The sequence below is a fragment of the Aquitalea sp. ASV11 genome, assembly GCF_016429185.1.
Lineage (GTDB): Bacteria > Pseudomonadota > Gammaproteobacteria > Burkholderiales > Chromobacteriaceae > Aquitalea > Aquitalea pelogenes.
Window position 1 is genome coordinate 1 of record NZ_JAELUD010000221.1, and the last position, 307, is coordinate 307.

Sequence of the window (307 nt, forward strand, 5' to 3'; positions counted from 1 at the left end):
GGAAGCAGCCAAGCTGGACCAGTTGATCAACCTGGTCGGTGAACTGGTGATTGCCGGGGCAGCCAGCCATCTGCTGGCCAGACAGCATGGCAATGCGCCCTTGCTGGAATCTACCTCGGTGCTGGCCCTGTCTCTTATACACATCTGACGCTGCCGACGAACAGTAAGATGTGGGGGTGTGGGGGGGGGGGGGGGGGGGGGAGAGGGGGGGGGGGGGGGGGGGGGGGGGGGGGGGGGGGGGGGGGGGGGGGGGGGGGGGGGGGGGGGGGGGGGGGGGGGGGGGGGGGGGGGGGGGGGGGGGGGGGGG

The 307-nt window shown here is 74.9% G+C and carries 1 protein-coding gene; it reads left to right on the forward strand.

Translation table 11 applies throughout. The features are described from left to right. Positions 1-148, forward strand: a 148-nt coding sequence (locus JHD62_RS22770; RefSeq protein WP_255523060.1) for a hypothetical protein, incomplete at its 5' end; no start/stop codon positions are given. Between the last annotated feature and the right edge of the window lie 159 nt (positions 149-307).